The 20,473-nt window shown below is 69.2% G+C and carries 17 protein-coding genes; 2 read left to right on the top strand and 15 right to left on the bottom strand.

Translation table 11 applies throughout. From position 1 onward, the window contains the following. The first annotated feature begins 20 nt into the window (after positions 1 to 20). Positions 21 to 965 carry a helix-turn-helix domain-containing protein gene (locus AB0M15_RS25300; RefSeq protein ID WP_363823792.1) on the top strand — a complete coding sequence of 315 codons (945 nt, stop codon included), beginning with the start codon at positions 21 to 23 and terminating at the stop codon, positions 963 to 965. On the opposite strand, the gene AB0M15_RS25305 is transcribed toward AB0M15_RS25300, so the two are convergent. The 13 genes from AB0M15_RS25305 to AB0M15_RS25365 all read right to left on the bottom strand — a co-directional run bounded on the left by AB0M15_RS25305 (position 955) and on the right by AB0M15_RS25365 (position 15,294). After that, the gene (locus tag AB0M15_RS25305; protein WP_363823794.1) at positions 955 to 1,608 is read right to left on the bottom strand and encodes an NUDIX hydrolase; all 654 of its coding nucleotides are present in this window, start codon (positions 1,606 to 1,608) and stop codon (positions 955 to 957) included. The two genes, AB0M15_RS25300 and AB0M15_RS25305, sit on opposite strands and share 11 nt — an antisense overlap. After that, the gene (locus tag AB0M15_RS25310) at positions 1,605 to 3,347 is read right to left on the bottom strand and encodes a CTP synthase (RefSeq protein ID WP_363823795.1); all 1,743 of its coding nucleotides are present in this window, start codon (positions 3,345 to 3,347) and stop codon (positions 1,605 to 1,607) included. Before AB0M15_RS25310 ends, AB0M15_RS25305 begins: the two co-directional genes overlap by 4 nt. Positions 3,348 to 3,368: 21 nt before the next feature. Beyond that, positions 3,369 to 4,394, bottom strand: a complete 1,026-nt coding sequence (locus AB0M15_RS25315) for a glycosyltransferase family 4 protein (protein WP_363823796.1) — start codon at positions 4,392 to 4,394, stop codon at positions 3,369 to 3,371. After that, entirely contained in the window at positions 4,391 to 6,010 is a 1,620-nt protein-coding gene (locus AB0M15_RS25320; RefSeq protein ID WP_363823797.1) for a lipid II flippase MurJ, read from the bottom strand. The genes AB0M15_RS25315 and AB0M15_RS25320 overlap by 4 nt, the downstream gene beginning before the upstream one ends. Next, entirely contained in the window at positions 5,989 to 6,801 is an 813-nt protein-coding gene (locus tag AB0M15_RS25325; RefSeq protein ID WP_363823799.1) for a hypothetical protein, read from the bottom strand. Before AB0M15_RS25325 ends, AB0M15_RS25320 begins: the two co-directional genes overlap by 22 nt. A 1-nt stretch (position 6,802) precedes the next feature. Then, positions 6,803 to 7,747: a copper transporter gene (locus AB0M15_RS25330; RefSeq protein WP_363823800.1), complete on the bottom strand. Its 945-nt coding sequence runs from the start codon at positions 7,745 to 7,747 to the stop codon at positions 6,803 to 6,805. Continuing rightward, the gene (gene steA, locus AB0M15_RS25335; RefSeq protein WP_363823802.1) at positions 7,744 to 8,925 is read right to left on the bottom strand and encodes a putative cytokinetic ring protein SteA; all 1,182 of its coding nucleotides are present in this window, start codon (positions 8,923 to 8,925) and stop codon (positions 7,744 to 7,746) included. Before steA ends, AB0M15_RS25330 begins: the two co-directional genes overlap by 4 nt. Positions 8,926 to 9,019: 94 nt before the next feature. Then, a complete protein-coding gene (recN, locus tag AB0M15_RS25340) occupies positions 9,020 to 10,744 on the bottom strand; it encodes a DNA repair protein RecN (RefSeq protein ID WP_363823803.1) in 1,725 nt (574 codons plus the stop codon). After that, on the bottom strand, positions 10,744 to 11,739 hold the full coding sequence (locus AB0M15_RS25345; protein WP_363823854.1) for an NAD kinase: 996 nt from the start codon (positions 11,737 to 11,739) through the stop codon (positions 10,744 to 10,746). The genes recN and AB0M15_RS25345 overlap by 1 nt, the downstream gene beginning before the upstream one ends. A 5-nt stretch (positions 11,740 to 11,744) precedes the next feature. Beyond that, positions 11,745 to 12,560, bottom strand: coding sequence for a TlyA family RNA methyltransferase (locus AB0M15_RS25350; RefSeq protein WP_363823805.1), 816 nt, complete (start codon positions 12,558 to 12,560; stop codon positions 11,745 to 11,747). A gap of 16 nt (positions 12,561 to 12,576) precedes the next feature. Next, positions 12,577 to 13,572 (bottom strand): hypothetical protein, encoded by a 996-nt coding sequence (locus tag AB0M15_RS25355; protein WP_363823807.1) that lies wholly within the window; start codon positions 13,570 to 13,572, stop codon positions 12,577 to 12,579. Between the two features lies 1 nt (position 13,573). Beyond that, entirely contained in the window at positions 13,574 to 14,110 is a 537-nt protein-coding gene (locus AB0M15_RS25360; RefSeq protein ID WP_363823808.1) for a phasin family protein, read from the bottom strand. Positions 14,111 to 14,181: 71 nt separating this feature from the next. Beyond that, positions 14,182 to 15,294: an HAD-IIA family hydrolase gene (locus AB0M15_RS25365; protein WP_363823810.1), complete on the bottom strand. Its 1,113-nt coding sequence runs from the start codon at positions 15,292 to 15,294 to the stop codon at positions 14,182 to 14,184. A gap of 24 nt (positions 15,295 to 15,318) precedes the next feature. Here AB0M15_RS25365 and AB0M15_RS25370 point away from each other — a divergent pair, with 24 nt between their 5' ends. Continuing rightward, entirely contained in the window at positions 15,319 to 16,482 is a 1,164-nt protein-coding gene (locus AB0M15_RS25370) for a DUF1015 domain-containing protein (protein ID WP_363823812.1), read from the top strand. Here AB0M15_RS25370 and AB0M15_RS25375 read toward each other — a convergent pair. Continuing rightward, positions 16,479 to 17,582 (bottom strand): CHAD domain-containing protein, encoded by a 1,104-nt coding sequence (locus AB0M15_RS25375; protein ID WP_363823814.1) that lies wholly within the window; start codon positions 17,580 to 17,582, stop codon positions 16,479 to 16,481. The genes AB0M15_RS25370 and AB0M15_RS25375 overlap by 4 nt on opposite strands. Before the next feature lie 131 nt (positions 17,583 to 17,713). Next, a complete protein-coding gene (locus AB0M15_RS25380; RefSeq protein ID WP_363823815.1) occupies positions 17,714 to 18,997 on the bottom strand; it encodes a hypothetical protein in 1,284 nt (427 codons plus the stop codon). Positions 18,998 to 20,473: the final 1,476 nt, after the last annotated feature.

Below are 20,473 nucleotides of genomic sequence, written 5' to 3' on the forward strand. Positions count from 1 at the left end.
TCATGCGTACACTTTCGGACATGCACACGATCGCGATCGCGACCGCCGGCCACCTGCTGCATTTCGAGCTCGCGGTGGCCTACGAGATCTTCCGGACGCCACCGGAGGAGCTTCCGCGCGAGGACTGGTACGACGTACTGCTCTGTGGCCCGGGCCCCGTCGACATCGGGCCCTTCACGCTCGCCCCGGAGTACGGGCTGGAACGGCTCGCCACGGCTGACACTGTGCTGGTGCCCGCCTGCGCGGACGTCGACGTACCGCCACCGGCCGAGCTGGTCGACGCCATCCGCGCAGCCCACGACGCAGGTGCCCGGATCGCGTCCCTGTGCACCGGGGCGTTCGCACTCGGCGCCGCAGGTCTACTGGACGGCCGGCGCGCCACTACTCACTGGGCGCACACAGCGGAGCTCACTGCTCGCCACCCCGAGGCCACTGTCGACCCAGACGTGCTCTACACCGACAACGGCAGCGTCCTCACCGCAGCAGGCAAAGCGGCCGCAGTCGACCTCTGCATCCATCTGATCCACCTCGACCACGGCGCCATCATCGCCAACACGGTCGCCCGCCGCCTGGTCATGCCACCCCACCGCCCGGGCGGCCAGGCGCAGTTCGTAGCCACCCCGATGCAGCCCTCCGGCGACCACCACCTGGCCGGCGTACTCGCCTGGGCCCAGCAACGCCTGGACCAGCCGCTCACTGTCACCGAGCTGGCCAAGCGAGCGAGCATGAGCACCCGCAACCTGGGCCGTCAGTTCCACTCGGTCACTGGCCAGACCCCACTCCAGTGGCTCCTGATCCAGCGAGTACGCCGCGCTCAGGAGCTCCTGGAGTCCACCACCGACAGCATCGAGTCAGTAGCCACAGCTACCGGCATGGGCACGGCCACGACGCTTCGCCGCCAGTTCAAGCGCGTAGTAGGCGTCCCACCGGACACCTACCGCCGCACCTTCCGCACTAGTCCTTAGCGGGCCAAGGAGAGTCAGCCGGCCGCAGGTTGTCGAACCCAGGCCCATTGAGCGCAGCCCAAGCCGCCAACGCACCCATCACCAGGATCGGGTTGTGGAGATCCCCTGCCAACACCGCACCGACGACGTCGACCAGTGGAGCCCAGACGGTCTCCATGTCGGCTTCCTCGTGCAGGCGGTCATAGGTCTCCGGTGCCTCCGACAGCTCGCGTGCCAGGAAGATGCGCACCGCCTCGTTGGTCAGTCCCGGCGAGGTGAAGGCATCCACCAGCACCCGCCAGTCGGCAGCCTTGGTGGCTGCCTCCTCCCACAGCTCCCGCTCAGCTCCAAGCTGGTACGCCTCACCGGTGACGTCCAGTAGCCCAGCCGGCGGCTCCAGCAGCCGATAGCCCACCGGGTGCCGGTACTGCCGTACCAGCAGCATCCGGTTGTCAGGGTCCAGCGCCACCACCCCGACAGCGCCGGGGTGGACGACCACGTCGCGGGTGAAGGTCTCGCCACCGTCCGGCGGGACGATCTGGTCGCGGCGGACCGAGATGACCCGACCGGTGGAGTGCACTACCTCCGACGACGAGACCTCCCACGACTCCCGCGAATCGGCCAGGCCGGCGCCGAAGCGGAGTACAGGATGATCCGTGGTCACGCCTTCGCCGTCTCTACAACAGCCGGCTCGGCAGCCTTGGAACCCTTCGACTTCGGGGTGGGCTTCTTGGTCAGGTCCTCGACCGGCAGTCGCGATTCGCGCTGGCGGACCAGGGCGGCGACGATCAGGCCGGAGAACAGCGGGTGCGGCTTGGTCGGACGCGAGCGGAGCTCCGGGTGCGCCTGGGTGGCGACGAAGTACGGGTGCTGCGCGCGGTCCAGCTCGATGAACTCGACCAGCTCGTGGTCCGGCGACAATCCGCTGAACACCAGGCCCGCGGTCTCCAGCTTGTCGCGGTAAGCGTTGTTGACCTCGTAGCGGTGCCGGTGCCGCTCCTGGATCGACGGAGCGCCGTACAGGCCGCGGACGATCGAGCCCTCGGCCAGGTTCGCCGGGTAGAGACCGAGCCGCATCGTGCCGCCGAGGTCACCGGAGCCGTCGACGATGTGCTTCTGCTCCTCCATCGTCGCGATCACCGGCTGCTCCGCGTCCGGGTCGAACTCCGTCGAGTTCGCGTCGGTCAGCCCGGCCAGGTCGCGGGCCACCTCGATCACCATGCACTGCAGGCCGAGGCAGAGTCCGAGGATCGGTACGCCGTTCTCGCGGGCGTACCGGATCGCGCCGATCTTGCCCTCGATGCCACGGACCCCGAAGCCACCCGGGATGCAGACCGCGTCCACGTCGCCGAGCAGCCGCGCGGCACCCTCGGGAGTGGCGCAGTCGTCGGAGGGAACCCAGCGCAGGTTGACCTTGGCGTCGTTGTCGAAACCGCCGGCCCGCAGCGCCTCGGCGACCGACAGGTACGCGTCCGGCAGGTCGATGTACTTGCCGACCAGCGCGACCGTGACCTGGTCGGCGGGGTTGTGGACGACCTTCAGCAGCTCGTCCCAGCGGGTCCAGTCGACATCGCGGAACGGCAGGTTGAGGCGGCGGACGACGAACGCGTCCAGCCCCTCGGAGTGCAGCACCTTGGGGATGTCGTAGATGCTCGGCGCGTCCGCCGCGGCCACCACGGCCTCGACGTCGACGTCGCACATCAGCGAGATCTTCCGCTTGACGCTGTCCGGGATCGGCCGGTCGGCCCGGCAGACGATGGCGTCCGGCTGGATACCGATCGAGCGCAGCGCGGCGACCGAGTGCTGGGTCGGCTTGGTCTTCAGCTCGCCGGCCGGCGCCATGTAGGGCACCAGCGAGATGTGCAGGAAGAAGACGTTGTCGCGGCCGACGTCGTGCCGGACCTGGCGCGCGGCCTCGAGGAACGGCAGCGACTCGATGTCGCCGACGGTGCCGCCGATCTCGTGCAGCACCACGTCCACGTCGGCGCCGGCCATCGCCAGCATCCGTTCCTTGATCTCGTTGGTGATGTGCGGGATCACCTGGACGGTGTCGCCCAGGTACTCGCCGCGGCGTTCCTTCGCGATCACCGACGAGTAGACCTGGCCGGTGGTGACGTTGGCGACCTGGGACAGGTCCCGGTCGAGGAACCGCTCGTAGTGCCCGATGTCCAGGTCGGTCTCGGCGCCGTCGTTGGTGACGAACACCTCGCCGTGCTGGAACGGGTTCATCGTGCCGGGATCCACATTGAGATAGGGATCCAGCTTCTGCATGGTGACCCGGATGCCCCGCGCCGTCAGCAGGCTGCCGAGGCTTGACGCTGTCAGCCCCTTGCCGAGACTGGAGGCGACGCCACCGGTGACGAATACGTGCTTGGTCTGCTGCCCGAACGAAGCTCTGTCCACGGGCTTTAAGGCTACCTCTTGTCAGCCGGTGGTCGCGACGAGACCCGCGTAGATGTCGAGCAGATTCTTTGCAACCTCGTCTTCGTCCGGCCACTCCGCGGCCAATTTCAGGCCATCTGTCCGCATAGCGGCCGCCCTGTCCGGATCAGAAAAAACTTCCTGTACTCCGGCCGCGAGCGCCGCCGCGTCCCCCGGAGCCGCCAGTACCGCGCTGTCCCGCACCAATTCCGGTACGCCGCCCACCGCCGTCGCGACGACCGGTACGCCCGCCTGGACCGCCTCCTGGAGCACCAGCGCCCGCGCCTCCCAGTGCGAGGTCAGCAGGAAGACGTCAGCCGCCCCCAGCAGGTCAGCCACGTCGCTACGGTGCCCGAGCAGCCGCACCGGGAGCGCCTCGGCGTCGATCCGCGCCTGCAGGTTCTCCTTGAGCGGGCCATCCCCAACAACCACGAAGGTGGCGTCTGAGCGCTGAGACGCCACAGCAGCCGCTACCGACAACAGGGTCGGGTAGTCCTTCTGCGGAGCCAACCGCCCAACCGAGAGCACTAGTGGCCCGTCACTCACTCCCAGTGCCTCGCGGACCTCGGCAGCCGGCGTGCGAGCCTCGGGTAGCGCCGGGGCCGCTACCGGCGCCAACTCGACCTTGCGGGCGCCCAGCGACTTGGCGAGCTCCACAAGGTCGCTAGACGCTCCTAGAGTCAGGTCGGCTCCACGGGCAACCAGACGCTGCCCGAGCCGCATGACGACCCCGCGCGGCCCAGTAGTCAGGATGGCGTTGTGCCACGTCACCACGAGCGGCCGGAGATTCGCCCGGTCGCGCAGCGCCGCAGTACCGGCTCGGTAGCCGTGGGCATGGATCACGTCGCAGCCACGCAGCCCAGCAGCCTGTACTACGACAGTCGCGTCGCCGAAGTCGAAGTGTTCGGCAGTACCGGGCGGGGCGCAGACCACAACCTCATGGCCGGCCTCGAGGAAGCGCGGCACCAGCGAGGCGACGTGCTGCCCGATCCCACCCCGGGACTCCGCCAGCAGCAAGCCGATCCTCATGACGTCTCCTCCACAACGGTTGGCACACCCCGGCGCAGCAGCGCTCGGGCGTCCGGACGATCCAGAGCGACCGCGACCGCGGCGTACACGATCACGACAGCCAGGCCGGACAGTATCGAGAACACCAGCGCACTGCCCCAGCCACCGTCATCAGCCGGCAGCGCGACGAGCCATCCGGCCGCACCGGCCAGTACTGCGCCGACGAGCGCGGCAAGCGTCGCGCGGGGCAGCCCACCGAGCACACCAGGTCCCGCCAGCCGCCGCAAGACCACGAGCAGTACGACGGCCCCGGCGACCATTCCGATCGACATGGCGGCCGCTAGTGCTCCTACAGCCTCAGAACCGTCCCACTGCAGCGTGAGCAGGATCCCGGCCACCGCAACGATCAGCCAGGCTCCGCCGGTCACCACTGCGACCTGGCGTCCGGCGTGACGCGCATAGAGCACCCTGCCGACGTGCATGAGTACTGCGAAGCCGATGATCGCTGGAGCGAAGGCGACGAGCCCTGCGCCCAGTGAGGTGGCCTGGGCTTCCTGCACCTGGCCGTCGTTGTAGGCGAAGATGCGCGCGACCGGGACCGCAGTACCCACCAGCAGCGCCGCACCGGCTCCCCCGGCGAGCATGACTGCTCGCGTCGAGGTGGCGGCGTAGAGGTCGAAGGTGGCTGAGCCTGACTCGTAGGCAGCCGCTAGTCGCGGGAAGACCGCGGTGGTGATCGGCACGGCCAGTACTGCGTAGGGCAGCAGGTAGACCGCGTTGGCCCAGGTGTAGACGGCAATGCTTCCTGCAGCGCCTCGGTGGTTGGCCAGGTAGGTCGTGACGACGAAGGCCAGTTGCTGGGCGACCAGTACGGCGAGGCCTGCGGCGGCGAGCTTGCGTAGTACCGGGCCTACGCCTGGGTCGAGGCGCAGGGTCGGTTTGATCGGTAGGCGCAGGAAGAGCATCGGCACTAGGACAGTGAGCGCTAGGGCGAGGACACCGGCAGTGGTGCCCCAGGCAAGCAAGTCGGCTGCACCCTGCGAGGCCTTGTCTGCCGTGGGAGCCATGGCGGCGAAGGCGAAGTAGGTGGCGACCACTACGAGGCTGGAGATCAATGGGGCGACCGCGCCTGCCGCAAAACGCTTGTGGGATTGGAGAACCGCGGTTGCGACGACAGTGATCGCGTAGCCGAAGACCTGTGGGACGAAGATCAACAGCATGCGCGTCGCAGTGTCGCCCGAACCGCCGCACTCCGGGCCGGCGTCGAGCATCGCGGAGGTGTAGCGCGAGGCGAATAGCCAAGCCAGCAAGGCGAAAGGAGTCAGCAGCACGAGCGACCAGGTCAGCAACGCACCGATGATCCGGCCTTGCGCAGCCCGATCACCTCGAGCGACCGGCCCGGCCAGAACAGGAATGACCGCCCCCGCAAGCGCCCCGCCGACGACGATCTCGAAGACGACATTCGGTAGTTGGTTGGCCGTCGCATAGGCGTCGGCAAGACACCCAGCACCAACGGTCTTCGAGAAGACCAGCCATCGCCCGAACCCGACCACGCGGGCAAGGACGGTGACACCCGCGACCAGCAAGGCGGCCCGAGCGATTCGCCCGCCCGTGCTCACCGGGGGCGTCGGCCCCACTGGTCGATCTTGTCGAGGACCGGGGTGTTCGCGATCACCTTGGTGAAGCTGACCTTCTCGCTGGCCAGGTTGAGCGCGACGACCGCCCCCAGCGCGAGCACCTTCAGCGGACGCGGCAGCGCGGACGCGAGCGCAGTACCGGTGATCGCGCCGAGCCCGTTGGCCCCGCAGTCACCGAGCATCGAGCGCTCTCCGAGGTCCGACGGCGCGGACGCAACAGCAGCTCCGACGACTGCACCAGCGGGTCCACCGGCCACCAGAGCCACCGGAGCGCTGACCGCCGCGATGCCCTTCAACGCCCGGCCGGGGCGGAGGTCCAGCAGGTTCGCGAGGTTCGCAGTACCGGCGATCAAGGCGCCGTCGGCAACGGTCTCGACGACCCCGCCGAAGCCCTTCGACCGGCGAGGCAGCAACGCCGCAGCAGCAAGCCCGGCCGCACCGACCCCGAGGATCTTGACCGCACCGCTGGTCACCTCGCCACGGCGCAAAGCGGTCAGATGCCCACGAAAGCCCTTGGTATCGGTCGCTCCGGCCAGGTCGTCATAGGCGCCGACCGCACCGGACACCGAGCCAGCCAGCAAAGCAGCAGCCTTCACCCGGCCGTCCGAGCGACTAGCAGCGACCCCGGCCAACGCGCCGAGCACCGCGATCGGGCCCTCCAGCAAGGTGACCGTCTCGCCGCGATGGTTGGTCCGCTCGAACGGCGCCCGGCTCTCCTTCGGCAGCTTCGCCGCGGCCCGTTCCAGCCCAGCCGTCGCGGCAGCGGAGATCACCGCACCCAACAGACCCATCTCAGTTGCCCTTCACCTGGTCGGCCGTCGGCGCGACGCCGTTCTTCGCATCGATCCCGCCGTACTGCCCGGCCTTGCCGCCGGCCTGCTCGGCCAGCGCGAACACGACCGTCATCTGCCCGCTCGGCAGGTTCGCGACATCGACCGTCGACAGCCCCTTGGTCGCGTCGGCGTTGCCGCGCAGCGCCTTCAGGAACCCGCCGTTCTGCGCGGACTCGGGCATCCCGGCGACCACCACACCCCCGCTGGCGGTGTCGAGCCCCTCGGCGAAGTCCACCGCCTCGTTGTACGACGAGTTGTCCGGCGCCGGCGTCGGCGGTTTGGCGGCCACCACGACGACCAGGCTGCCGCGGTCCTTCGGCGTCGGCTTCAGCGAGACCAGCTTCGCGCTGCTCAGCCCGTTGATGATCTTGACCGCCTCGGTGTCGACCGTCTTGGCCTCTTCCTTGGCGGCCACGCCGCGGGCCAGGATCATCCCAGCGCGCTGGTAGGTGTTGCTGTCAGCCGGGAACTGCAGGTCGCTGGTGACCAGGTCGTTGACCAGCGGCTCGACCAACTGGCGCTGTCCCGGATCGAACAGCTTGCCGTCCAGCGAGACCTTGGTGGTGACCTGGCCGCCGGCCTGCTCGATCGCGGCCTGGATCGCGTCCGTCATGTCGCTGTCCGCGTTCGGCATCGTGACCAGGACGATCCGCTTGCCGACCAGCTTGCCGTCGGTCAGGCCCGACGTCACCTTGGCGATGTAGTCGTCGCGGTACTTGTCCAGCGCCTTGGCCTGGATCAGCTCGGCCCGCGCGTCGGCCAGCTGGTCGCGGTCCTTGGCGGCCTGGGCCGCGACGATGTCGCTGCCGGTGCCCTTCAGTGGTCCGGCACCTAGCACCACACCGGCGCCGAGGGCGAAGAAGATCGCCACGATGGAGACGATGTGGTAGCGAAAGTCGATCACGTGAACAGCTCCCGGATCCAATAGACGAAGTCGTTCCAGCGCGCCCGCAGGATCGACCAGACCACGTCGTCGGCGCCGATGGCGACCATCGCCACGCCGAGCGCGAACAGGCCGGCCGCGATCAGCGCGACCACCTGCAGGGTCGAAACGCGGCTTCGGTAGAGCCGGCCGACGCCCTTGGCGTCCACCAGCTTCGCACCTACTCGCAGCCGGGTGATGAAGGTGCTCGCCATTCCGGAGCGTCCCTTGTCGAGGAACTCCACCAGCGAGTTGTGGGTGCCGACCGCGACGATCAGCGAGGCACCCTTCGAATCGGCCAGCAGCATCGCGACGTCCTCGCTGGTACCGGTGGCCGGGAACTCGATCGACTCGACCCCGAGCCGCTCCAGCCGTTCCGATCCCGGCGCGTGCCCGTTGCGGTACGCGTGCACGACGACCTCCGCGCCGCACTTGAGCGTCTCGTCCTTGACCGAGTCCATGTCGCCGACGATCAGGTCGGGGACGTAGCCGTTCTCCACCAGGGCGTCAGCGCCGCCGTCGACGCCGATCAGGACCGGCCGGTACTCCCGGATGTACGGCCGCAGGGCCACCAGGTCCTCGCGGTAGTCGTAGCCCCGGACCACGATCAGCACATGCTTGCCGTCCATCGCCGTGTGCACGGCCGGTACGCCGACGCCGTCGAGCAGCAGGTCGCGCTCCTGGCGCAAGTACTCCAGCGTGTTCGCCGTGAATGCCTCGAGCTGGGTCGACAGGCCCGCACGGGCGTCGTCCATCAACTGGGCGACGGACGCGCTGTCCTGGACCACGCCCTTGGCGACGACTTCCTCACCGCGGTACAGGATTCCGTCGTTCAGCCGGACCCGCTCGCCCTCGTGCAGGACCGAGAAGACCTCGCGGCCGATCCCGTCGACGAGGGGGATGCCGGCCTCGACCAGGATCTCGGGACCGAGGTTCGGGTAGCGCCCGGAGATCGAGTCGGCCACGTTGACCACCGCGGCCACCCGGCAGTCGACCAGGGCCTCGGCGCTGACCCGGTCCAGGTCGACGTGGTCGATCACCGCGATCTCGCCCGGCTTGAGCCGTTTGGTGAGATTCTTGGTACGGCGATCCAGCCGGACCACCCCGGCGGTCCCGGGCAGTTCAGGTGGGCGTGCTCGTCGCAGACTGGGCAGTTTCATCGCTTACTCATCCTGCCATGTCAAGAGCCTTCCGCCCGCCTTTTCAGCCGGTACCCCGGTGACGGTGCGTTAAATCATCCTTTTGAACCAGGACTCAGCGCTTCTTCTTCTTGCCCTTCTGGTGCCTTTCGGCCGCTAGCGCAAGCAGTTCTTCCGCGTGTGCCTGGGCCGCGTCGGAGTGCTCCAGACCGGCCATCATCCGGGAGAGCTCCTTCAGCCGGGCGTCGTCGTCGAGCGCGACCAGACCACTCGTGGTGACCGATCCGTCGTCGCTCTTCAGCACCACAGCGTGACGATCCGCGAAGGCCGCCACCTGCGGGAGGTGGGTCACGACGATCACCTGTGCCTTCTCTGCCAGCCGCGCCAGCCGCTTGCCGACCTCGACCGCGGCCCGACCACCGATCCCGGCGTCGATCTCGTCGAACACCAGCGTCGGCACCGGATGCGTGTCCGACAGGATCACCTCGAGCGCCAGCATCACCCGCGACAACTCACCACCCGAGGCCGCCTTCTGCAGCGGCCGCGCCGGGCTTCCCGGATTCGCCGCGAAGCAGAACTCGATCTCGTCGGCACCGTACGGCCCGGGCGCCGTCTCGTGGATCTCGACGGTCAGCGTCGCGTGCGGCATCGCCAGCCCGCTCAGCTCCTCCGACACGGCCACGCCGAGCCGGGCCGCCGCCTCGCGGCGCGCAGTACTGACCTGGTCGCCGAGATCCTTCAGCTGGGCCCGCAGCTCGGTCAGTTCCGTGGTGAGCTGCTCGACGCGCTCGTCGCTGCCGTCCAGCTCGGCCAGCCGCGCGGCGGATCGCTTGGCCCACTCCAGTACCTCGTCGACTGTGCCCTCTTCGCCACCGTGCTTACGAACAAGTGTTTTCAGCAACGAACGACGTTCGCTCACCACCGAGAGCCGGGCCGGATCGGTATCCACATCCGACGCGTACGACGAAAGCTCGCCGGCCAGGTCCGCCGCGAGGTACCCGAGCTCGCTCGCGCGGTCGGCCAGTTCGGCCAGCTTCGCGTCGTGCTCGCGCTCCCCGTCCAGCGCTTGCTTCGCTAGAGCGAGCAGGCCGAGCACGTCGGCCGGCCGGGTGGAGTCCAGGTCCTCGGAGGCGAGCGCTTCGGCCGCGGTCGTGGCCGCAGTACGGAGGCCGTCGGCGTACGCGAGTCGCTCCTCCTCGGCCGCGAGCTCGACATCCTCGCCCGGCAACGGCTCCGCCTTGGCGATCTCGTTGAGCCCGAAGCGCAGCAGATCCGCCTCGGCCAGCCGGTCGCGCTCCCGCGTGGTCAGCTCGGTCAGCTCGGTCTCGATCTCCCGATGCCGCCGGTAGGCCGTGCTGTACTCCCCCAGCGGAACCAGAACCGGCTTCCCCGCAAAGGTGTCCAGCGTCTCGCGTTGCCGGGCCGGCTGCAGCAACCGCCATTGGTCGGCCTGCCCGTGGATCGCGACCAGGTCACCGGACACCTCGGCCAGCACCGACACCGGCACCGAAGCGCCACCGAGGAACGCCCGTGAGCGACCCTCCGACGACAGCTCGCGCGCGATCAGCAGCTCGTCGTCGTCCAGCTCGCCGCCACGGTCCTCGGCCTGCTGCACGATCGACTTCGGTACGTTGCTCGCCCGGCCCTCGACCCGGGCCCGCCGTACGCCGTGCCGGACCAGCCCACTGTCGGCCCGGCCGCCGAGCAGCATGTTCACGCCCGTCACGACCATCGTCTTGCCGGCCCCGGTCTCGCCGGTGACCGCAGTGAACCCCGGATCGAGCTCCAGCGTGGCGTCCTCGATCACACCCAAACCGGTGATGCGGATCTCCGAGAGCATTACTTCTCCTCTTGCGGACTGCTGTCGCGGTCTGCGTCTGGATTGCGGTCGCGCTCGGCGCGTCCGCGCCAGCCGAGCACCGGTAGATCGAACTTGGCGACCAGCCGGTCGGTGAAGGACGCCTCGTGCGCCCTCGCCAGCCGGACCGGTGTCCTGCCCCGCCTAACAACGATTCGTGCGCCCGGCGGCACCTCGACCATCCGCCGGCCGTCGCACCACAGCACTCCGCGCCCGTGCCAGGCGGCGATCAGCTCGATCGACAGCTGCGACGTCGGCGCCACCACGATCGGCCGGGAGAACAACGCGTGCGCGCTGAGCGGCACCATCAAGATCGCCTCGACCTCGGGCCAGACGATCGGCCCGCCGGCCGAGAACGCGTACGCCGTGCTGCCGGTCGGCGTCGCGACCACGACCCCGTCACAGCCCCAGCGCGACAGCGGCCGGCCGTCGACCTCGACCATCACCTCGAGCATCTTCTCCCGGGCGGCCTTCTCGATGCTGGCCTCGTTGAGCGCCCAGGTGTCGAAGATCAGCTCGTCGTCGTGCCACACGTCGACCGCGAGCGTCATCCGCTCCTCGACCGTGTACGTGCGGTCGACCACCACGTCGACGATCCGCTCCAGGTCGTCGCGCTCGGCCTCGGCGAGGAACCCGACATGGCCGAGGTTGACGCCCAGTACCGGCGTACCGTGCGGGCGGGCGAGTTCGGCGCCGCGCAGGATCGAGCCGTCGCCGCCGAGCACGATGATCAGCTCGACGTCCTGGGCCGCCTTCTCCGGATCCTCGGCGATCTCGACCGGGTCGAGCTTCATCGCCTCGAACTCTTCGGACAGCAGCCGGACCACCAGCCCGGCACCGGTCAGCAACCGGTGCGCCTCACGGGCCACCTCCACGGCCAGGTCGCGACCGGTGTGCGTCACCAACAGCACGCGCCGGGGCTCCGGCTCGACCACGGGGACCTGCCCTTCAGCTGTAGGCGCAGTAGCTGTGACCACAGTGCTCACTGCGGGCCGCTCTCGATAGCGGTCCGGAGCATCGTCTCATCGAGCGGCGGCGCTGTACGGCGTATCCACAGGAAGTACTCGACATTTCCTGACGGACCCGGCAACGGACTGGCCGCGACACCGGCCACGCCCCAGCCGAGATCGGCCGCTTTCCGGGCCACGCCACGGACCGCGTCGGCGCGGAGTACCGGATCCCGGACCACGCCGCCCTTGCCCAGCCGCTCCTTGCCGACCTCGAACTGCGGCTTCACCATCAGCACCAGGTCGCCGTCGGGCTCGACCACAGCGAGCAGGGCCGGCATGACGATCGTCAGCGAGATGAAACTGAGGTCGCTGACGACGAGATCGACCGGCTCGCCGCCGATGTCCTCGAGGGTGAGGGTGCGGACGTTCGTACGATCCATCACGGTGACGCGCTCGTCGGTCTGCAGCGCCCAGACAAGCTGCCCGTAGCCGACGTCGACAGCGATCACGCTCGCGGCGCCGTTCCTCAGCAGTACGTCGGTGAATCCACCGGTCGACGCACCCGCGTCAAGACACCGCCGGCCCTTCACCTCTATCTCGCTGAAAGCCTCCAACGCACCGACCAGCTTGTGCGCACCACGACTCGCATATCCCGGATCATCGGTCTCAGACGTGTCGACCAGAATCGCCGCATCCGCCCCGACACCCGTAGCCGGCTTGGTCGCCACCGTCCCGGCGACCTTCACCTTCCCCGCCAGTACCAGTTCACTGGCCTGCTCCCGCGACCTCGCGAGCCCGCGCCGCACCAACTCGGCATCCAGCCGGGACCGCTTCACCCCTTTAGCCATCGGTCCCCGCGGTCACTCAACTCCGGTCGCCATGCTCGGCGTCCGCCTCCACCAAAGCAGCCTGCAGCCGCTCATGCAGCTCCGCATAAACCTCCGCATGCTCCCCGACAGCCCGCTCCCCCAGCCCTTCCAACCGCTCCACCACATCCTCAACCAACGGATGCACCTCCTCTTCCCTCTGCTCCTCAGCAGCCGCCTGCACAACAGGCGCCGCACCGGAAGCCAGAGGAGCCGCAGACCCAGGCACAGAAGCCGACGGCCTCGGATACGCCTGCTCAGACACCCGAGCCGGCGCCGCAGGCACAGGTGAGGTGGGCCGGGTGAACCCTTGCCCAGGCACCCCCGGACGAGGGGCCGACTGCCCGGACACCGCATCCGGCCCAGCCAAAGCCTCACCAGACGAAGCAGCGGCCGGTGGTGGGAAAGCCTGGGCGAGCGAGGGTGCCGATGCCGCAGCAGCGGGCGCGGCCGATGCAGGTCCGGGTGAGGCGGGCCGGGCGATCCCCTGCCCAGGCACCCCCGGACGAGGAGCCGACTGCCCGGACACCGCATCCGGCCCAGCCAAAGCCTCACCAGACGAAGCAGCGGCCGGTCGTGGGTAAGCAGATGCCGGAGTCGGAACCACAGGAGCAGGCGCTGGAGTCTGGTCAGCCTCTGGCTCTTCAGGCTGCTCGTACGACTGGTTCTGCTCGTCGTCGAAGTCGTCCAGCCCGTCGTCGACGAACGAATGCTGCGTCGGCTCCTCCAGTGAGGCCTCGAAGGCTTGCTCGGTGTCCTCTACCGGGTCCGGGTCGGGTTCCGGGGTTGGGTCGCCGTAGACGGTGAAGCCTGCTAGGAGGGGGTCTGTGTGGGGGCGGCCCTGCAGGGTTGGGTTGACCCAGGTACTGCGGGACTCCGGGCCGGGTTCGGCGTCGTAGTCGGGGCGGGACTGCTCGTCGGGCTCGGGGTCGTAGCCGGGCTCGACGTCGGGGTCGACTGCCGGGGGGAACTGCTCGCCGGGGTGGTCGGTCACGTCACGCCTTCTTCGCCGGGGCCTTCTTGGCCGTCCTCTTGACCGCCGCCTTCTTCGCCGACGCGGTCGTCTTCGCAGCGGCCGACGTCTTCTTGGCCGGAGCCTTCTTGACCGCCGGCGCCTTCACCGCGGCCTTGGCCGGAGACTTCTTCACCGCCGGCCTGGACGCAGCAGCCGGCGCAGGAGCAGACGAAGCAGCAGCAGCGACCAGGGCGTCGTTCGCCTCGGCCAGCTCGCGCTCCAGCCCGTCGACCCGCCGACTCAGCGCAGCGACCTCTTCGGACCGTACGAACCCGAGCCGCGCCACAGCACCCTCGACCTCGTTCGCCACGATCGCCTGCAGCAGTTGCCGGTTGCTCTTGCTGGTAGCAACGATCTCCTCGGCCAGGTCGCTCACCTTGGTGGTCACGCCGGCCGTCAGCGCGTCCGCGCCGGTCTGCTGCAACAGCGCCTTCGCGGCCTGCTGCGCACGCTGCTTCGTCACCTCGGTCAGACCGTTCGCCAGCTGTACGTAGCCGCGCAATGCATCCATCACCATGAGAACCTCCTGCTTGACTTGCAAGCCACGGTATCGCGCCCGCCCGGCAATACCAGCACCCATCAAGAGTGCTACTTGTCGAGCCCGACCCGATGCAGCGCCTCGCCGATCTTGATCGACCCCAGCTCCGGCGCCGGCTTCGGCAACGGCCGCCGCCCTCGCGCAGCGCTCTTGGCCGCCGTCTTGGCAACCGGCTTCGGCGGGGCATCCACGGCAGCCCACGTCGCCGACAGGATCGCCCGCAACCCGTCGTACGGCTCGCCCTCACCCGTCACAGCCACTGCGCCGTCAACAACCGAAGCCGTCCAGCCTTCGCAGCTGTACTTCGCCCCGTCGACCGTCACCCCCGGATGCTTCTGCCGCAACGCACCCAGCCCGGCCCCGATGTACGTCGGCCGCTCGTTCTTCGGCGCCGCCGCGAGGTCATAAGCGTCATGCACCCCAGTCGCCACCCAAAGACTCGCGATCCCAACGTTGTGCGCCCCGGCGATGTCGGAGTCCAGCCGATCGCCGATCATCAACGGCCGCTCGGCCTTCAACCGCTCGATACTCGTCTCGAGCAGCGGTGCCTCCGGCTTGCCCGCCACGATCGGATCCACCTCGACAGCCGCCCGAACCGCCTGGACCAGCGTCCCATTGCCCGGCGCCTTGCCACCCGCGGTCGGAATCGTCAGATCGAGATTCGTCGCGTACCACTTCGCGCCCTCGTTGATCGCGTGCGCACCGTCCGCGAGCATCACCCAGTTCACATCGGGATGAAACCCCTGAACGACGGCCACTGGGTTCGCGTCGCTACTCCGGACCGGCTTCAGCTCGTACTCCTCCAGCGCCGCGATCAGCCCCTCGCCACCGACGACGAGCACCGGCGACCCCTTCGGGAACTCCTTCGCGATCAGCTTCGCCGCCGCCTGCGCCGAGGTGACGACGTCCTCGCCGATCACGTCCAGCCCGAACGACGCCAGATGCTCGGCGACCACGGAGGCCGGCCGGCTCGCGTTGTTGGTGATGTACCCGATCCGCATACCCTCCGCGGCGGCTTTACGCAGGTTGTCCGGCGCGTCCGGCACGGGGTCCGGGCCGACGTAGACCACCCCGTCCAGATCGAGCAGCGCAACGTCGTACCGGCTGGCGAGCGGTTCGTCACAAGCCGACAGTGGGGCGGGCGATTCCTGTGTCCTGGTCATGCTTCCCCCCGTACGATGCCGCCCATGTCAGAAGCGTCCGCGAACGTCCTGCGGCTCGACCCGCTGCGGGCCTGGCGGTTCGTCGCGGGCAAGGTGAGCGCGCTCGGCGCGGTGACCTCGCCGCCGTACGACGTACTGGAACCCGCCATCGTCCGGCGGCTGACTGACTCTGATCTCCACAACATGGTGAGGCTCATCCTTCCACGCGATCCCGACCTCGGCCCCGGCCGGTACGACGAGCCCGCCCGGAGGCTGTCCACCTGGCAGCGCGAGGGCGTGGTGATCCAGGACCACCGGCCCGCTCTGTACGTCTACGAGCAGCAGTTCCAGGGCGCCGTACTGTGCGGGCTGGTCGGCTCGCTCGCGCTCGATCCGGCCCGTCGGGTGGTACTGCCGCACGAGGACGTGATGCCGCAGTGGGTCGACGACCGGTTCGAGCTGATGGAGGCGACGGACGCGGACCTGGAGCCGATCCTGCTCGCCTACAACGGCGGCCAGGTGGCCAGCGACGCCGTCGACGAGGCCCGCGCGGGTGAGCCGTGGCTGGTCGCCGACACCGAGAACGGCGCCCAGCACCGGATCTGGCGGATCGACGACCAGGAGCTGCTGACCAAGATCGCCGAGGAGCTGGCGACGCACGAGGCGCTGATCGCCGACGGCCACCACCGCTACGCGGCGTACCTGGAACGCAACCGGCGCGAGCCCGACCGCGACGGCACTGATGTCGGCCTCGCCATGCTGGTCGACAACGACCGGCACCCGCTGACGCTTGACCCGATCCACCGCGTCGTACCGGGGCTCACCCTGGACCTGGTGTCGTCCCGTACGCCGAATGGCTGGCAGGTGCTGCCTGGTCGCGTGGAGGGCGTGCCGGACCGCATTGCGATCACTGACGGGACGTCCTGGGTGACACTGCAGTCCACTGAGGGTCAGGTGACGCCTACTGTCGCCCTGCTGCATCGCGAACTGCTGCCGGCTTGGGGCGTGCCCGCGGACGAGATCACCTTCCACCACGCGCTGGCGGACGCAGTAGCCCTCGCTGGGCCCCAGCAGGCCGCTGTGGAGCTCGTAGCGCCCCGGATGGACCAGGTACTCCGCTCAGCCGTGCGCGGCGTCGTACTGCCGCAGAAGGCGACCTCATTCGGCCCCAAGCCGCGTGTGGGGCTCCTGTTCCGGATGCTCAGCTAGTCGCGGTGGTACTGGCTCAGAAACTCTTCCCGCAGCGGCTTGCGCGCCGCTCGGTGGCGCTCGGTCAACCTGCCTAGCGTGAACGACAGCTCCGCATCGCTCTGAGCAGCCGCGTCCTTCGCCAACGCCGTCAACGCATCCGCCGCCGCACAGTGATCCTGATGCTGCCCCAACAACTCCTGGAATCGCGCCGCCTGTACTGCGATGTCACGCGCCTCATCGCCAAGCACCGACGCACTCGTATCCGCCGCGTACCGGACCCGCTTGGCCAGCAACCGCACCTCGTGCCAGTCATCATCCGGCGACCACGGCTTCAGCAACTCAGCCGACGAATCAAACTTTCGCCGTGCGGCCTTGAGGAGCTTCGGCAACAACTCAGCACTGGTCTTCTCAGCCAACCCACTGAGCTCGGGTGCGGCAGCAACCACCGTCAGTTCCCTTACCAACAAGGCGGTCCGCTCCCCCAACACCACCTCAGCCGACTGCGCCGACGCCCGCCCCAACCCGGTCGTCAACGTCCCAAGAATCGTCGCCACATGCTCCGCGTCATCCTCGCCGGTCACTCCCTCGCGCACCAACTCCGCGATCACCTCAAGATCCCGAGCTTCCCCACAACTGTTGGCCAACCAAGCCAACTCCACCCGCAACCGCTCACCCCAGTCCCCCGCGATCACCTTCCGGAACAACTTCAAATCACTCCGCAACCGCCGGCAACTAACCCGCACCTGATGAATCGCGTCATCCTCCCCCCGCTCCACCATCCGCACGGCCTTCCCCAACCGCCGAGCCCCCTTCTCAACAGCCCGCCCCACCAACTCCCCCGCCAGCAACCCACCCCCACCCCGAGCTTCAGCAGTCACCACCCCAGCAGCCGACGACTCCGCTGCCACCCCGGACACCACCTCACCAGCCGACGGCTCGGCTGCCACCCCAGACACCCCGTCACCAGCCGGCGGCTCCGCCGCAGCCTCAGGCACCACCTCACCTGCCGACGGCTGCGCCGCAGCCGCGGACGTCGGTTCGGCAGCTGACGGGTCTGGTGCTGCGTCGGTGGTCATCACACCGGCAGTTGGTGTACCTGCTCCTGCGTCAGCTGTCATCGACCCATTCTCGTCGGTCCGCCAACCCCACGCCCCGCCACGCCGACCACCTCCGGACAAGCAGAACGGCCCGGGCAGGCAGCGGATTTCTCCACCGCCCACCCGGGCCGCTCACCAACTACATCCAGCTACTACTCCGCCGACTTCCCGCCGGCCTTTTCGCCATCAGCCGCGTCCTCCGCAGCCTCATCACCCGCGGATCCCGCGTCGTCGCCCTCGTCCGAGTCATCGGAGTCGGCCGCATCATCGTCGTCCGAGTCGTCCTCGTCGGAGTCAGCGTCGTCCTGGTCGGAGTCAGCGTCGTCCTCGTCCTCGTCCTCGTCCTCGTCCTCGGAGGCGACGTCGTCGGTGTCGTCATCCTCGTCAGCGGAGTCGTCGTCCGAGTCGAGGTCGGCGGAGTCGTCCGTGTCGGACTCGACGTTGTCGTCCTCGTCCTCGTCCTCGTCCTCGTCGTCCTCGTCCACGTCGGCGTCGGCGTCGGTGGTGGTGCCGGTGGTGGTGCCGGTGGCTTCGTCGAAGACCTCGATGATTACTTCGTCTTCGTCGTCTTCGTCGAGGTCGGTGAAGGTCAGGCCTTCCAGTTCGGCGGCGCGTTCGGCGGCTCCGGTGGAGCCGTCCTGGTCGGAGCCGGCGGCGCGGTGGAACCAGGTGAGGGCTTCCTCCGTACGACCTGCCTCGGCCAGCGCGTCGGCGTACGCGTACCGCAGCCGCGGCAGCCACTCGGCCCGGGTCCGCTTGGTGAGCTCGGGGATGTCGAGGACCTGGATCGCCGCAGCCGTCTGACCCATGTCGCGCCGGGCTCCGGCCGCCACGATCAGCATCTCGATCTGCGAACCCTCCTCCAGCGTCAGCACGGCCTTCTCCTGCGACAACGCCAGCGCCTTCTCCGGGTGGCCGAGCGCACGCTCGCAGTCGGCCATCGCCGGCAGCACCTCGTGGTTGCCGGTCATCCGCCGAACCGCGCGGAACTCGGTCAGCGCCTCCGCGTAGTGCTCGGACAGGTACGCCGTGACAGCTACCGCCTCACGCACTCCGCCGAGCCGGGCAGCGAGCCGCCGCGCCGTCTTCGCGTGCTGGTATGCGAGCTCCGGGTCGTCCTCGAGGAACCGACCGGACGCCACCAGGTGCTGCGCGACCAGGTCGGCGAGCGTGCGCGGCAACGACCGAAGCTCGGCCTTCACCCCACGGTCGAGCTCCGCACCGGTGATCCCGGCCGGAATGATCGGGTCGTCCTTGCGCGGACCGACCTTCTCTTCGTCCTGACGCCCGGTACCCCGACCGCCACGCTCACGATCAGTACGCCCACGCCCACCACGCTCTTCCCGGCGAGGCCCGTTGTGGTCATCCCGACGCGGTCCACGGTCATCCCGGGGAGCCGCATCCTGGTATCCGGTCCGCTCGTCCCGACGCGGCACAGACCCCGTCCGGTCATCACTCCGCGGCCCGGTCCGAGCGCCGCCCTTGAACCCGGTCGGCCGCCCATCCCGAGGCGGCCCAGACCGAGCCCCACCCTGGAACCCACCACGCTCATCCCGCCGCGGCGCACTGCGCTCGTCCCGCCGAGGAGCAGACCGCTCGTCACGGCTGTACCCACCGCGGTCGTCACGCTGCGGCGCACTGCGCTCGTCCCGGTTGTACCCGCCACGGTCAGACGCCCCACGGCTGTCCCCGCGCGGCGCAGAGCGGTCGTCCCGGTTGTACCCACCGCGGTCATCGCGGTTGTACCCACCACGGTTGTCACCGCGCGGAGCGGAACGATCATCGCGGCTGTAGCCACCACGGTCGTCGCGCTGGGGCGCGCTGCGCTCGTCGCGCCCATATCCACCACGGTCGTCACGACGCGGAGCGGAACGGTCATCGCGGTTGTACCCGCCACGGTCATCACGGCCGGAGCCGGCGCGGTCGTCGCGGTTGTAGCTGCCTCGGTCGTCGCGGGGGGAGCCGGCGCGGTCGCCGCCGCGGGGGGCGGAGCGGCCGTCGGAGCCCAGGGGCGAACGGTCGTCGCGACGGGGAGCGCCGCGGTCGTCACGGCGGGGTCCACGGTCATCGCGGTCCGACAGCTGTCCCTTGAACGGGTCGCGTCCCGGGTCGCCCTTGTCGTCCCAGCGCGTGTTCCGCTTCGGAGCCGGCTTGTCGTCCCGCCGCGGCCCACCACTGCGCGGACCACCGGTAGAGCCACTGGAACGAGGGGCTCCACTCCGCGCATCACCAGACGCACTCCAGGAACCGCCACGCGATCCACCAGAAGACCCACCTCGTGAGCCACCGCCAGAACCGCCCCCGTAGGAGCCGCCTCCACGCGAGCCACCCGAGGAACTACCCCCGTACGAACCGCCGCCGGACGAACTGCCGCCGTATCCACCGCCGGAACCGCCACGGGCGCCGCTCGAGGAGCCGCCGTACGAACCACCGGACGAGCTGCCGCCGGAACCGCCACGGGGGCCGCTCGAGGAGCCTCCTCGGGGCGCGCCGGAGCCGCCGCGGGGAGCGCCAGAGGAGCTCCCGCCACGGGGACCACCGGTTGAGCCGCCGCGCGGGCCGCCTGTCGAGCCGCCGCGAGGGGCTCCGGACGAGCTGCCGCCGCGGGGGCCGGAGGATGAGCCGCCGGACCGAGGGCCGCCGGTGTTGCCGCCGCCGGCACGACCCGATCCGCCGGACGAACCACGGCCGGAGCGATCGCCCGGACCAGAGCGGGGGTTGCGAGGTGGCGTAGCCACGGTGACTCCTATCGGTCGTACGAGGTGAAAACAGCGCTCAGACAAAAGTACAGGCACAAACATTAAGGGCCACCCGAGTGGGTGGCCCTTAACAGTGTGAATGTCCGGCGACGTCCTACTCTCCCACGACCTACCGGTCGCAGTACCATCGGCGCTGTCAGGCTTAACTTCCAG

This window comes from Kribbella sp. NPDC051718 (assembly GCF_040681515.1).
Taxonomy (GTDB): Bacteria; Actinomycetota; Actinomycetes; order Propionibacteriales; family Kribbellaceae; genus Kribbella.